General features: G+C 30.4%; 12 protein-coding genes. 9 read left to right on the forward strand and 3 right to left on the reverse strand.

Annotated features, from left to right (window positions below):
• The first annotated feature begins 166 nt into the window (after window positions 1-166).
• Window positions 167-985, forward strand: coding sequence for a glutamate 5-kinase (gene proB, locus JK634_RS06130; RefSeq protein WP_202766753.1), 819 nt, complete (start codon window positions 167-169; stop codon window positions 983-985).
• Between the two features lie 4 nt (window positions 986-989).
• Window positions 990-2234 carry a glutamate-5-semialdehyde dehydrogenase gene (locus JK634_RS06135; protein ID WP_202766754.1) on the forward strand — a complete coding sequence of 415 codons (1245 nt, stop codon included), beginning with the start codon at window positions 990-992 and terminating at the stop codon, window positions 2232-2234.
• A 66-nt stretch (window positions 2235-2300) separates the two neighbouring features.
• On the opposite strand, the gene JK634_RS06140 is transcribed toward JK634_RS06135, so the two are convergent.
• Window positions 2301-3752, reverse strand: a complete 1452-nt coding sequence (locus tag JK634_RS06140) for a UDP-N-acetylmuramoyl-L-alanyl-D-glutamate--2,6-diaminopimelate ligase (protein ID WP_202766755.1) — start codon at window positions 3750-3752, stop codon at window positions 2301-2303.
• 141 nt (window positions 3753-3893) lie between these two features.
• Between JK634_RS06140 and JK634_RS06145 the strand changes: the two genes are divergently transcribed.
• A complete protein-coding gene (locus tag JK634_RS06145) occupies window positions 3894-4772 on the forward strand; it encodes a helix-turn-helix domain-containing protein (protein WP_202766756.1) in 879 nt (292 codons plus the stop codon).
• A gap of 21 nt (window positions 4773-4793) precedes the next feature.
• Here the strand turns inward: JK634_RS06145 and JK634_RS06150 are convergent, their stop codons facing one another.
• Window positions 4794-7391: a cation-translocating P-type ATPase gene (locus tag JK634_RS06150; protein WP_202766757.1), complete on the reverse strand. Its 2598-nt coding sequence runs from the start codon at window positions 7389-7391 to the stop codon at window positions 4794-4796.
• Window positions 7392-7772: 381 nt separating this feature from the next.
• Between JK634_RS06150 and JK634_RS06155 the strand changes: the two genes are divergently transcribed.
• Window positions 7773-8549, forward strand: coding sequence for an SDR family NAD(P)-dependent oxidoreductase (locus JK634_RS06155; RefSeq protein WP_202766758.1), 777 nt, complete (start codon window positions 7773-7775; stop codon window positions 8547-8549).
• A gap of 85 nt (window positions 8550-8634) precedes the next feature.
• On the opposite strand, the gene JK634_RS06160 is transcribed toward JK634_RS06155, so the two are convergent.
• Window positions 8635-9300 (reverse strand): macro domain-containing protein, encoded by a 666-nt coding sequence (locus JK634_RS06160; RefSeq protein ID WP_202766759.1) that lies wholly within the window; start codon window positions 9298-9300, stop codon window positions 8635-8637.
• Window positions 9301-9476: 176 nt separating this feature from the next.
• Between JK634_RS06160 and JK634_RS06165 the strand changes: the two genes are divergently transcribed.
• From JK634_RS06165 to JK634_RS06185, 5 genes are all read left to right on the forward strand, one after another.
• Complete coding sequence (locus JK634_RS06165) at window positions 9477-10208, forward strand: ABC transporter ATP-binding protein (RefSeq protein ID WP_202766760.1); 732 nt, start codon at window positions 9477-9479, stop codon at window positions 10206-10208.
• On the forward strand, window positions 10201-11370 hold the full coding sequence (locus tag JK634_RS06170; protein ID WP_202766761.1) for an ABC transporter permease: 1170 nt from the start codon (window positions 10201-10203) through the stop codon (window positions 11368-11370). Before JK634_RS06165 ends, JK634_RS06170 begins: the two co-directional genes overlap by 8 nt.
• A gap of 254 nt (window positions 11371-11624) precedes the next feature.
• Entirely contained in the window at window positions 11625-12143 is a 519-nt protein-coding gene (locus tag JK634_RS06175) for a sigma-70 family RNA polymerase sigma factor (protein WP_202766762.1), read from the forward strand.
• Window positions 12144-13643 (forward strand): DUF4179 domain-containing protein, encoded by a 1500-nt coding sequence (locus JK634_RS06180; protein WP_202766763.1) that lies wholly within the window; start codon window positions 12144-12146, stop codon window positions 13641-13643.
• Window positions 13644-13779: 136 nt separating this feature from the next.
• Window positions 13780-14397, forward strand: coding sequence for a DNA-3-methyladenine glycosylase (locus JK634_RS06185; protein WP_202766764.1), 618 nt, complete (start codon window positions 13780-13782; stop codon window positions 14395-14397).
• Window positions 14398-14400 lie beyond the last annotated feature (3 nt).

Raw genomic sequence — 14400 nt, forward strand, 5'->3', positions numbered from 1 at the left:
ACTTATTCATGCCTGAAAATGTCCAGAAGCCCACATTTTCAAACAAGTATAAGTTAAGTTTCCTATAAAAAACCCTATATAAATATGTGTAATATTAAATAAGTGTGTTATAATAGAAAAAAAATTTACTAGAAAATTAGTATAAAAATGAAGGGGGCATCATAGCTTGAGTTGGGGGAGAGAAGTAATTAAAAACAGTAAAAGAATAGTTGTTAAGGTTGGTACATCAACACTTACCTATGATAATGGGAAAATAAATTTAGGAAGAATAGATAAACTTGCAAGAGTGTTATCTGATCTAAATAATCAAGATAAAGAAATAATCCTTGTATCATCAGGTGCAATTGGGGTAGGATGCAGCAAGCTTAACTTAAAAGAAAGACCGGAATCAATAAGGGAAAAACAAGCAATAGCAGCAGTAGGACAATGTGAACTAATGCATATCTACAGTAAGTTATTTGGAGAATATGGTAATGTAGTTGGACAAATATTATTAACTAGGGCTGTTGTTGAAGATGAACATATAAGAAATAATGTAACCAATACTTTCGAAACCTTGTTAGAAAAGGGAATCATACCTGTAGTTAATGAAAATGATACAGTATCTATTGATGAGATAAGAAACATGCTTAATTTTGGGGATAATGATAATCTTTCGGCTATAGTAGCTAAGCTAGTTAAGGCAGATTTGCTAATAATATTATCAGATATAGATGGATTTTATGATTCAGATCCTCGAGTTAATGAAGATTCTAAAATGCTAAAAGAAATATATGAAATAACTCCAGAGATTGAAGAATGTGCAGGTGGAGCAGGTTCAGCCCAAGGAACTGGTGGAATGAAAACTAAACTTGATGCTGCAAAAGTTGCGATAGATGCAGGAGTTGGTATGGTTCTTGCAAATGGAAAGGATCCAAGTATACTTATTGACATAATCCAAGGGGAGGAAATAGGTACGCTATTTATTAATAAAAAGGGGGAATAGTTACATGGAAGAATTGATTTTAAAAGGAAAAGAAGCTAAAAAAGCAGCAAGGTTTTTAGCTACTGTGTCAACAAAAGATAAGAATGCAGCCTTGGAGAAAATCGGGGAACTCTTACTAGCTAAAAAACAAGAGATAATTAATGAGAATAATAAAGATTTAATAGCTGCTAGAGAAAAAAATATTACAAAGGCCATGTTAGATAGGCTTACTCTTATAGATGTAAGAATTGAAGATATGGCTAAAGGTGCTATTGAAGTAGCTGCATTACCAGATCCAGTTGGTGAAGTAATTGGAATGTGGAAGAATAAAGCCGGACTTCAAATTGGAAAGCAAAGAGTTCCTCTTGGAGTTATAGGGATTATTTATGAAGCAAGACCAAATGTAACGTTAGATGCAGCAGCTCTATGTCTTAAAACAGGAAATGCGGTAATTTTACGTGGCGGAAGTGAAGCAATAAATTCTAATAAGGCTATTGTAAAAGTAATAGGAGATGCTCTAGAGTCTGTAGGATTTCCAAGAAACTGCATTCAACTTGTTGAAGATACTAGTAGAGAAACAGCAAGAGAAATGATGAGATTAAATGAATATATTGATGTTTTAATTCCTAGAGGTGGAGCGGGACTAATAAAATCTGTAGTAGAAAACTCAAATATTCCGGTTATACAAACAGGTGTAGGAAATTGCCATGTTTATGTTGATAGTGAAACAGATTTAGAGATGGCGAAAAATATATTGATTAATGCAAAATGCAGCAGACCAGCAGTATGTAATGCTTGTGAAACATTGCTTGTTCATGAGAAAGTTGCAGAGGTATTTCTTCCATTAGCATATAGTGGGCTTAAAGAATACAATGTTGAGATAAGAGCGTGTGATAAAACTCTTAAGTATATCCCAGATGCAGTAAGAGCAACAGAAGAAGATTGGGATAAAGAATTTTCAGACTACATTATAGCAATAAAAGTTGTAGACTCTATAGAAGAAGCAATTGACCATATAAACGAACATGGTACAAAGCACTCAGAGGCAATTGTTACCACTAATTATTTTAATTCTCAAAAGTTTTTGAGAGAAATAGATGCAGCAGCAGTTTATGTAAATGCATCTACTAGATTTACAGATGGTTTTGAATTTGGTTTTGGAGCAGAGATAGGAATTAGTACTCAAAAATTACATGCTAGGGGACCAATGGGATTAAATGAATTAACCACAATAAAGTATATTATATATGGTGAAGGCCAAGTGAGATAATAATAAGGACTAACTAAGAAGTAAAATTAAATCTTAGTTAGTCTTGTTTCATTTTATGAATATATTTTATCCTAAAAGCGCTTGAACAATCTCTCTATCATCAAAATGTATTTTGGTATTTCCTATAATTTGATAGTCCTCATGTCCTTTTCCTGCTATTACTAGTAGGTCATCATCTTTTAAAAGACTCAAACCTCTCTCTATTGCTTTTTTTCTGTCGATAATTTTTTCGTGATTAGCTTTTATAACATTCATTCCTTCTTCAATATCTTCAATTATATCTAGAGGATTTTCAGTTCTGGGATTGTCAGAAGTTATTATTGTATAATCTGATAATACACCTGCTGCCATGCCCATTATGCCACGCTTAGATTTATCTCTATCTCCTCCACATCCAAATACAACAATAATCTTACCTTTTGTTATCTGTCTTGCCATCATTAATAGTTTTTCTAAAGCATCAGGAGTATGAGCATAATCAATTATTACATTTTTGTTTGAGTTATTATTTACTAATTCAAGTCTTCCTGGAACATTTTTAATAGTGGAAACTAAATTAAGAATTTCATTAATTTCTAAACCTAGCCCGTAGCACGCGCCAATAGTGGCTAATGTATTGTAAACTGTAAACTTCCCAGGAATATTAATAGTTATTTCTTTGCTTATTCCTTTTAAACCTACAATAAAAGTAACAGAGTCATTATCATATCTTATTTTACTAGCTTTAATATCCGCTTCTTTATCTATTCCATAAGTTAAAATTCTGCAAGTAGCCTTTTCTATTATTTCCTTGGAGAATTTGTCATCTAAATTAATAACTCCAAGAGCACACTTGCGGAATAGTTTTAATTTTTCATTCTTATAGTTTTCCATAGTTCCATGAATTTCGAGATGGTCCTGAGATAGATTTGTAAATACACCAACATTAAAATCACAAAAATCAACTCTATTTTTGTATAGAGCAGAAGATGTAACTTCCATAACGACATTTTTAGCTCCATAGTCAATAAAATTCCTAAATAGAGTTTGTAGTTCTAATGATTCAGGGGTAGTTGGATTTATTCTTTCAATATTAATTTGTTTATTTTTAAATTCATAGCCTAAGGTTCCAATTAGTCCAGTTGGGTTTCCATAGGCTTCAAGAACATCTCCAATATAATGTATAACCGTAGTTTTTCCATTCGTTCCAGTAACGCCTACTAGGCCTATTTCTTTTGAAGGTTCATTATAGAATAAACTAGAAATACTTGCTAGTGCAATTTTACTATCATTAACTTTAACAAAAGTAACATTTTCTATTTTGGGTGGAAGATTTTCGTCAGTTATAATTGCAATTGCACCATTATTTATAGCTTCAAATATAAAATCATTACCATTAACTGTATCACCCTTAATACATACAAATATAAAATTCTTTTGAACTTTTCTAGAGTCATAACTTATACCAGATATTTCTATAGAGTTATCCCCTTGTATTACTACAGGAGTTACATCCCTCAATAATTCAGATAGTTTCATTTTCCTCCTCCAATTATAAATGATCTATACTATCATTATATACAGAATATTAACAATATATAGTGTATATGTTGCTTGAAACATTGCAAAAAGTGCTCTAGTATAATAGATGTATTATAAAGTTATAGGAGTTGTTCTTTTATGGATACGAAGGAAAACAGGAATAAATCAGGATATTTAAAAAGAGATTTTGAACTTTTTCATCTAAAAGATAGAAAAAGTCAGGAATTTGAGTTTCACTATCATGATTTTAATAAGATAATTATATTTTTATCAGGAAAGGTAACCTATTTAATAGAAGGAAAAGCGTACTGTTTAAAACCATGGGATATATTATTAGTAAATAATCATGATGTTCATAAACCAGTTATAGATTCAAGTGAAATATACGATAGGATAGTAATATGGATTAATCCTGAGTTTATAGAGAACCACAACTATGAGAATTGTGATCTTTCAACATGTTTTAAGTTAGCCAATGAAAAAAGTTTTAATATTATTAGACTTGAAGAAAAGTTACAAAACAATATGAAATTCATAATAGAGTCTTTGGAAGCTTCTTTTAATTCAAAGGAATTTGGAAATATAATTTTAAGTAATTCATTATTGATTCAATTTATTATATATTTAAATAGAATTCAGCTTGGGAATATGTATATAAGTGACGAAGATACTCTTAGGTATGATAAGCAGATAGAGAAAATACTAAAATATATAAATAATAATTTAAGTAAAGATTTATCTACTGAATTATTGTCTCAAAAGTTTTATTTAAGTAAATACTATTTAATGCACAAGTTCAAAAAGGAAACAGGATATACTCTTCATAACTATGTAATGCAAAAAAGATTACTAATGGCGCGAGATCGTATAAAACTAGGTGAGCCTATTACTAGGGCGTATCTACAATGTGGTTTTAAAGAATATTCAAGCTTTTTTAGAGCATTTAAGAATATGTTTAAGATATCTCCAAGTGAGCTTTCACAAAAGAAAAAAGAAGCTATCATAAGATTAAGATAGCCTCTTTATATATAAATCTATTTATTTAATTACTAACCTTTTAAGTTGAATCAACACAGTTGGTGCTAAAGCTAAAAGTATTATTTCAAGCTCGTTTACTAAGGTTAATGGTGCAACTAAAAATAATGTTTCTAGAGCTGGTACATTTAATATTCCAAATAAAAGTACTGCACCTGCAAATATTGAATACCAGATATATTTATTAGTAAATAAACCTATTTTAAATACTGACTCTGTACCTCTACAATTGAAACTATGGAATAATCTTGCTAAGCATAATGTTGAAAATGCTAGAGTGCTTCCTAGAGCAGCTCCACCATTATTAAAGCCTATATAATAAGCGCTCATAGTAGCAATTGTAATCAAAATACCTTCACTTGCTATATATCTTAAGAATTCAGCTGAGAGTATCGATGAATTAACATTTCTAGGTTTTTCATTAAGCAAATTACCTCGTTGCTTTTCAACACCAAGAGCGATTGCAGGTAAACTGTCGGTTACTAAGTTTATAAATAATAAGTGAACTGGTGCAAAAGGAAGAGGTAGTCCCACTATTGAGGCATATAGGACTGAAAGTATTCCAGCTGCATTACCTGAAAGTAAGAATTTTATAGAATTCTTAATATTAGCATATATATTTCTACCATTAACAACTGCTTTGACAATAGTAGCGAAGTTGTCGTCTGTTAGTATCATAGAAGCAGCATCTTTTGAAACTTCAGTACCTGTAATTCCCATTGCAATACCTATATCAGCTTGCTTTAATGCAGGAGCATCATTTACACCATCTCCTGTCATAGCAACAACCATACCTCTTTCTTGCCATGCTTCAACTATTCTAATTTTATGTTCTGGAGTTACTCTTGCGTATACGGATATCTTTGGAACCAATTCTTTAAGCTCTTCTTTAGATAAATGATCAATTTCTTTACCTTCTATCGCTTCAGATATATCGTCTAAAATACCTATTTCTTTTGCGATTGCTGAAGCAGTAATTTTATGATCACCAGTAATCATAACTGGTTTTATTCCAGCTATTTTACAATCAGCAACTGCTTTAGCAGATTCTTCTCTAGGTGGATCAATCATTGCCACTAAACCTACGAACGTATAATTCCCTTCGTCTTCTACTGAAATTTCAGTACCTCTTGGAATATTTTTATAAACTAATGCTAAAACTCTAAGACCTTTTTTAGAGAAGTTTTTATTAGTTTCTTCAATAGCATCTTTATCAGCTTGAGTTATTTCCTTTATCCCCTCTACTGTTTCAATGGATGTTATCTTGTTTATAAGTACATCAACAGCACCTTTAGTTATCATAACATGATCTTCATCAAATTCATGTGTGGTACTCATTAGCTTTCTATCAGAATCAAATGGAATTTCACTTTTTCTTGTATGAGTATTTCTTATTTCTTCAGCAGTTTTTGAATAATCTGCTGCCAATTTTACAAGAGCCACTTCTGTAGGATCCCCTATTTCTGCACCCTCTCTAATTGAAGAATCATTACATAGCACTAAAGATTTAAGGAAAAACTCATGTGTAGGATTGGACAAATTTAAGCCAGAACTAGGAATTACTTCTCCATTTATGTATAATTCCTTAACCTTCATTTTATTTTGTGTTAATGTACCAGTTTTATCAGAGCAGATGATTGATACAGAACCTAAACTCTCTACAGATTTTAATTTCTTTACAATAGCACCTTCCTTAGCCATTTTTTGAGTTCCAAGGGCTAATACTATAGTAACTATAGAACTTAGTGCCTCTGGAATTGCTGCCACAGCTAAAGCAATAGAGAACATAACTGAATCAATAAGAGGAAGGCCTCTTGAAATATTTACAAAGAAAATTATAAAACATATGCCTAATATTAAAAAAGTAAGTTTTTTACCAAAGTCATCTAGGCTTTTTTGCAATGGAGTTTTCTTTTCCTTGGTATCTTTAAGTAATTGAGCTATTTTACCTATTTCAGTATTCATACCAGTTCCAGTTACTAAAACAGTTCCACGACCATAGGTGACAAGTGAGCCTGAGAAAACCATATTAGTTCTTTCAGCTAAAGGAACTTCATCTTCAGTGATTAAATCACTGCTTTTATCAACATTTATGGATTCTCCAGTTAAAGAACTTTCATTAACTTGTAAAGAATAATTGTCTATTAGCCTTCCATCAGCAGCAACAAAATCACCGGCTTCTAGAAGTACAATATCACCAGGAATTAATTCTTTTGAAGGAATCTCTATTTTATGTCCATCTCTAATTACCTTTGAATTAGGGGCGGATAAAGCCTTAAGACTCTTTAAGGAGGCTTCTGCCTTCAAGTGTTGAACCGTTCCTAATATAGCGTTCATTATAAGAACCACTAGTATTACTATGGTACTTTCTTTATTTCCAACAGCAAAGGAAATAATAGATGCTCCAAGTAGAACAAAAACTAAGAAGTCCTTAAATTGTTCTAAGAAAATCATAATAAGGCTTTTCTTTTCTCCTTCTAGTAATTCATTAAAACCATTAACTTCTCTGATTTCATGAACCTTACTAGAATCAATTCCACTTAGTGAAGTATTAAACTCTTTAAGCAACTCTTCACTGCTTTTGTTATAATAGTTTTTCATTTCGCACAACTCCTCATTTAAATAATAAGATGAAAGGGTAAAAGTCTTATTAATTTTCTAAAAATAGTTTAACCTCAAAAAATATATTTATAAATTCTTGCTCAATTTATATAATGTTAAATTTTAATATATTATATAAAAAAAGACTTTTAATATAATTCCTCCACTGAAGAATCATATTAAAAGTCTCGTAACCTAAAAGTTATAGGTACACAGCACCAGACTAAAAAATAGTCGACCTGTTGATGATGTGTTTGGAACTACTCCCTTTTAAACATTTGATTTTATACATTAAGATTAGCATATATGCAAGTAACTGTCAATAACTAATGGTTTATGATAGAATAAATCTAAATTTAATTTGATAAAAGAGAGGACATTATGGATAAATATACATTAATAACTGGGGCTTCTTCAGGCATAGGATATGAACTTTCAAAATTATTTGCACTAGGTGGAAGTAACTTGATACTAGTTGCAAGAAATAATGAAGCTTTATATAAGGTAAAGGAAGAGATATCTATATTAAACGATGTGGATATAGAAGTGCTATCAATAGATTTATCTAAGGAAGAGAGTGTGGAATGTATATTAGATTTTGTGGAGAAAAAAAATATAGTTGTTAATAACTTGGTAAACAATGCAGGGTTGGGAGACTTTGGCGAATTTGCAAAGTCAGATTATAAAAGACAATTAGATATGATACAAGTGAATATAATGGCACTAACTAAACTAACAAAGGTGTTTCTTGAAGATATGATACAAAGAGGATCAGGAGGTATATTAAATGTTGCATCAACTGCAGCTTTTGCATCAGGAACTAATATGAGTGTGTATTATGCCACAAAAGCTTATGTTTTATCACTTACAGAGGCACTTTATGAAGAAAATACTAAGAACGGTATAAGAGTAATGGCACTATGTCCAGGTGCAGTAGACACTGGTTTTCAACAAAAAGCAGGAATAAAAAAATCAAAATTAGCTAAAGGAAATATTATGGATCCAAATGAAGTTGCAGTAATTGGATACACTAAATTTATAAAAACAAATAAAGCAATTGTCATTCCAGGTTTTAAAAACAAGTTATTAATTCAAGCAATGAGAATTTTACCAAGAAATTTAATTAGAAAAATAATAAAGAAGGTTAATAAGGGATAAAAACAAGAAAGTATGATGAAGTTTTATTGTGTTTTAAAAGGAATTTATAAATTGTAAGATGTACCACTTATAAATTCCTTTTAGTTTATACAGCTTTAAACTCAGAAAAGAAGTCTTTACAATTAGGTTTAAATATGTCATAGCTCTTTTGATCTTGACAAACTACAGTACATTCTTCAATAGATGGATGCTTGCTTAAAAAATTTTTAATCTCTTCCAAGGCGATGCATGCAGCATCCTTAGGAGGAAGACAGTATACTCCAGAAACCATGAAAGGTAATCCAATAGTTTTTATTGGATGCTTATTGATATATTCCTCAGTAGATTTCTTTAATTCACTAAATAAATGAGAACTGCGAACTTCTTGCAAACGAGATTGTTGCTTGTTGAAAGCTTCTATAGTTTGATTTAAGTATACATCTTTATAAGATGTGCATAGTTCTAAGGCCTTCTGATATGCGCTGCGAAGTATATCATATTCATTATGTTCTCCACCGCGCCATATAGGAGAAACCATATGAATTATCCAGAAGATATTACTTGAAGCTAAATTGTATGATTTAGTTATTTTTGCAGAGCCTGTTCTACAGCCCTCTAAACTTTTACATTCTTTGAGAAGATCATATCCAGCACTTCGATGAATAGTCCCATCTATTCCTCCTCCACCTAAAAGAGAGGAGTTTGCACTATTTATTATTGCATCAAATGGTTGTTTTGTTATGTCATCAAAAATCAATTTAAAATTTCCCATAAAATCACCTTGCTTATTTTAATATATAAACACTATTATTATATCCATCTACTCTCTAATAATATGTATAAATATGGATTTAATTTTTAAATTATTAGATTGTTCATTGATAAGGAACATAAAAATTGGTAAAATAATCATATTGTATGAGATAAAGTACATGAAGGAGTGAATTTATGTTAAAGGTAGATAATTTATCTAAGATATTTAAGGAGATTAAAGCAGTAGACGATATCTCTTTTACTGTTGAAGCAGGAGAAATAGTTGGTTTACTAGGAGAAAATGGAGCAGGCAAGACTACAACACTAAGAATGATATCAACTATGTTAAAGCCTTCTGCTGGAACTATAAATGTTAATAATTATGATGTAATTAAAAATTCATCAGAAGTTAGAAAAGAGATAGGTATACTTTTCGGGGGAGAAGTAGGAATCTATGATAGATTAACAGCAAGGGAAAATATAGAATACTTTGCTAGGCTATATGGAATGACTCAAGAGCAAATAGATGAAAGAATTAAAGAAATATCCAAAGATTTAGAGATGGAGGAGTATATAGATAGAAAAGCTGGAAAATTTTCAAGAGGTATGAAGCAAAAAGTATCTATTGCAAGAACTATAGTACACTCTCCAAAAGTAATGCTGTTTGATGAACCAAGTACGGGTTTGGATGTATCTGCAGCCAGAGTGATTCATGAATTTATATTAAAGTGTAAAGGTGAAAATAAAAGTATATTGCTATCATCACATTCAATGAAAGAAGTAGAAAAGCTATGTGATAGAGTAGTCATAATTCATAAAGGTAAACTTATAGAACAAGGAACAGTTGAGTACTTAAAGGAAAAATATAATAACAATGATTTAGAAGAAGTATTTGTTAGCTTAGTTGGAGGTAAGAATAATGAGTAATTTTTTAGTAGTCTTAAAAAAAGAACTTATGGATTTGTTTAGAGATAAGAAAACTCTTATTTTTACAATACTTTTACCAGTTATTATGTATCCAGTTATGTTTAAAATAATAGATACAACTATGAAAGATACTCAAAATTCTGTTACCAAGAATATTACAATAGCCTATAAAGGTGATACAGAATCATCAATATATAAAATGTTAAAAGGAAGCAGTAATATTACAATAGATAATGAAGGTAACGTTGAGGATAAACTAAATAAAGGGAAACTATCATTAATTGTTGATGTACCTAAGGATTTTGATAGTAAGGTTATAAGTGAAGGGCAAACAGATTTAAAAATAGTATATGATGAAAATTCGAATAAATCTGCAATGGCAGCCTCTGCATTAAGAGAGATGCTCGATGGTTACAGTAAGAGTATTGTAGATAGCAGACTTCAAGCAAAGGGAATTAGCACACAAGTATTAACTCCTTTTGAAATTAAGCAAGAGACATTATGGAATAAGAAAGATAATCCTATGGGAGCTGCGATATTAAATATACTTCCTACAATATTAATAATATTCATGATCAGTCCAACAATAGGAATTGCCGCAGATTTAGTTGCAGGAGAAAAAGAAAGAGGAACCTTTGAACCACTTTTATCAACTGCAGTAGGAAGAACATCTATATTTTGGGGGAAACTTGGGGCTATTGCATCGGTAGCATTTATTACTTTAATTACAAGCGTTGCAGCAATGCTTGGTTCTATGATGTATATATTCTCCACTGGAAGCAGTCTATCCATACCGATAGGGGCCTTTGGAGTTATTGCGGTTATCGCGATATTTGTATTAGTTGCACTAAGTTCATTAGAAATTGCTATAAGTATTTTTGCACGTTCAGTTAAGGAGGCCAACACCTACTTAAGTGGGCTATTGATTCCAGTTATGATATTAACCTATATTCCATTTATGATGGATGCAAAAAGCATAGGAATTTTGTTCTTTAACATTCCTATTGTAAATGCAGTAGTAGTAATGAAGGAAGCTATAGCCGGAATATTTAATCCTGCTCATTTAGGGATAGTTTTGGGATGGCATATAGTATATGTGATAGTTTCAGTTATTTTCGCAAGATACATGTTCTCTAGAGAAGAAGTTGTATTTAGAAGTTAATAAGATTAATTTATTTTTAAGCCAGAGGTGACTCTGGCTTTTTACTTTTTAGGAAGATAAGTTTAAATTTTTATTCCCGGGAAATAATTATAGATTTACTAATTAAAAATCAACATTAGTACAAAAGTTTTATGGGAAATATGTAAAATTTTTAAAAAAATATAAAACTTTTTGCATACTTACTGTGTCTAATAAGTGTAAAGTAAAAAAATTGCCGGTAATTAATAATGTTTACCACAGCTAAAGGAGAAAAAATGGATATAGAAAACAAGATTGCACTAGCAGTTAAGGGAAATGAAGAAGCCTTTAGCTATGTAATTAATCTAAAAAAAGAAGATTTATATAGAACTGCTTATGCATTCGTGAAGAATAAAGATGATGCATTAGATATACTACAAGAAACTGTGTATAAAGCGTATATTTCTATAGGGAAGTTAAGAAAACCCCAATATTTTAATACATGGCTTACAAGAATATTAATAAACAATTGTAAGGATTTTATTAGGAGTAAAGAGAAGGTAATTTATTTAGAGGACAGTAAAAACTGCAATGAAGATAGTACTAGAATTAATGTTGATGAAAAATTAGATCTTTTATATGCCATTGATAAGTTAGAAGAGAAACATAGAATGGTAATCATATTAAAATACTTTCAGGACTTAACAATAAATCAAATTGCAGAGACCTTAGGTTATCCTATAGGAACTGTTAAGACTTACCTAAATAAGGGGTTAAGCCAACTGAGGATATATATAGGAAGGGAGATTATCTAAATGAATGATATAGAGGATTTAAAAAAATCAATTACTATCCCTAAGGAAATTGACTTAGCGATTGAACAAGGGATCGTAAGAGGAAAAAGAGAAAAATTGAAAAATAATAAACCGAGACGAAATGAATTTATTATAAAGGTTGCGGGAATAGCATTAATATTCACTACCATAGTTTTTATTGCAAAACCTGACTTAGCTAAAGCAATTACTAACCCAAGCTCCATATTAAAGATGCTTTCAGAAAAAAGAAATTATGGAGAACCTATGCCAAAATTTGAAGATTTCTCAACTTCGTTAAGTAAGTCGATAGAGAAAAATGGAGTAAAGGTAACTATAAATGAAATTGCAATTGATGATAACATGATTGCAGTCTCATCTACAGTAGAGGGAAAGGGAATAAAAAATAGGTTATCTTATGTTGATTGGATGATAAAAGTAAATGGTATGTATCCTCAATCATGTTCTGGAGACGATCAAGCAATTAGTGACGATAAGGTGGTGTCAGCAACTTATTCTAATATAGCAGAGATGAAACTGCCTGATGAAGTACAGGTAGAATTATCATCGGGATCTATTGATAATGTAGTAGGGCCATGGAATTTTAAATTTACTATTTCAAAGACAGAAAGCAAGAAATCTTCAAAAATTATAGAAATTAATAAAAAAATAGATTTGCCAGAAAGTACATTAAATATTAAAAATTTAATTATAAGTCCTTTTGGAAATACTATAAATATAGAAGGAATTAATAAAACTACAGATGTGCAGTATAAAAAAGGGCCTGGAGCATATAGAATGTCAGAAGTTAAGAGATATATAGTCTTAGATGAAAATGGAAATCCTCTTATGACTAAATCTGACGGGGCAAGTTCAAATGATACAGGATATGAAGAAAAGTTAGGCATTTTAGGAGATATATCGAATTTAAAGAATATAACTATTATACCTATAGTAGATGAAAAAGGGATAGATGTTAAGAAGATAGATGGTATAAATACATTTATTCTTCAATGCACTATTAATAGTGATGACTTTAAGAACACACCACAGGAAAATATAGATAAGAAAAGAAATGCAACTGATAAGGAAAAGAAAGATGGATATGCTTATGATGAGGTAGTTAATTCTTATAATATGGATAAGAGCAGAACTTTTGTACCTATTGATAAACTTATAAATCAAAGAATCCAAGTTAATGATAGTTCAAGTGTAATAATTAAAAATGTAGAAGCAAATGATAAGGGTACAAAGCTAACCTTTAAAATTAATGGGGATTATAATTATTTTAATATAAATTCTGCTTATATTATAGATGAGAGTTTTAATACTACATCAAGAGCGGAAGATGGAATAATTGGTAAGGTAGAAGATGTTAATAATAAAATTATAAGTATAGTGTTACCTCCGATAGATAAAAGTAAAAAATATAAAATTGCATTACCTACAGATACAAATCCGATAATAGAGGAAAAATATAAACTAAATGTTAATTTCAAATAAAAATAACATAAAAAACTCTAAACATTTTAAAATGTTTGGAGTTTTTTTGGTAAATAATATAATTTGATATATAATAATATTAAATTGAAAAATATAATTATTTTTATATATAATCATATTTAGCAAAGGAGAAAATATGAGGCTAGAGAGAGGATTTTTCGCTAGAGAGACAGTTCAAGTAGCTAAAGAGCTCTTGGGGAAAGTATTGGTAAGGGAAGTTGATGACCAAATATTAAAAGGGAAAATTGTTGAAACTGAAGCTTATGTTGGTCCCATAGATAAAGCATCTCATGCGTATGGATTCAAAAAAACAGCTAGGGTTGAACCTTTGTATGGGAAACCAGGAATATCTTACGTTTTCAGTATTTATGGTATGTATGTATGCTTTAATATAATTACATTTAAAGAAGGTTCTCCAGAAGGGGTGCTTATAAGAGCCTTAGAGCCTATTGAAGGCATTGATTCTATGTCAATAAATAGGTTTAAGAAAGAATATGAAGAATTAGACAAGAAAAAAATAAAAGAATTAACAAATGGACCTTCAAAGTTATGTATAGCAATGAATATTACTAAGAAAGAGCATAATTTTATAGACCTAATAACATCATCTGAATTATATGTAGAGGATGGAGAAGCTGTTGATAATATGGATATTGTAGAAACAACAAGAATAGGTATAGACTATGCTGAGGAAGCAAGATATTTTCCTTGGAGATTCTATATAAAGGAAAATGAATTTGTATCAAAAAAATAGGAT

Origin of the sequence: Clostridium paridis, assembly GCF_016765615.1 — a bacterium.
Classification (GTDB): Bacteria; Bacillota; Clostridia; order Clostridiales; family Clostridiaceae; genus Clostridium_T; species Clostridium_T paridis.